At 73.4% G+C, this 534-nt stretch carries 1 protein-coding gene; it reads right to left on the bottom strand.

Features of this window, described 5'->3' with window-relative positions:
* Positions 1–103: 103 nt before the first annotated feature.
* The coding region (locus FUT87_RS26485; RefSeq protein ID WP_147242914.1) for an ABC transporter permease at positions 104–534 on the bottom strand (431 nt) is incomplete at its 5' end.

The raw sequence follows: 534 nt of genomic DNA, 5'->3' as shown, positions 1-534 counted from the left end.
AGCGACAGCAGCGCCGCCAGCAGCAGCGCGGCGGTCAGCGCGGCGCCGGCAAGGAAGCCGGCGCGCCTCATGCCGGACCTCATGCTGCCCTTTGCACCGTCCTTCATGCCGCGCCCTCCGCCTCGACGTCGGCCTCGGCCCGCATGCGCAGCCGGGGATCGATCCAGCCGTGCAGCAGGTCGATCGTGAAATTCAGCAGCAGCACCAGCGCCGCCAGCCCCATGACGCCGTTGCGCACGACGATCAGGTCGCGGTTGGCGATCGCCTGCGCCATCAGGCGGCCCAGGCCGGGCAAGGTGAAGACGTTCTCGATGACGATGGTGCCGGCCAGCAGGTTGGCGAACTGCAGCCCGCCCAGCGTCAGCAGCGGGATCGCGGCGTGGCGCAGGCCGTGCCGCCACAGCGCCGCGCGGCGCGAGAGGCCCTTGGCGCGGGCGCTGCGCATGAAGTCCTCGCGGGCGATGTCCAGCAGCGCGGAGCGCGCGATGCGCGCCAGGATCGCCGCCTGCACCACCGCCAGCGCCGCCGCCGGCA

Source organism: Mitsuaria sp. TWR114, assembly GCF_007997345.1.
Note: the sequence above shows the minus strand (reverse complement) of the source record. Positions and strands in the feature narration are given on the sequence as shown.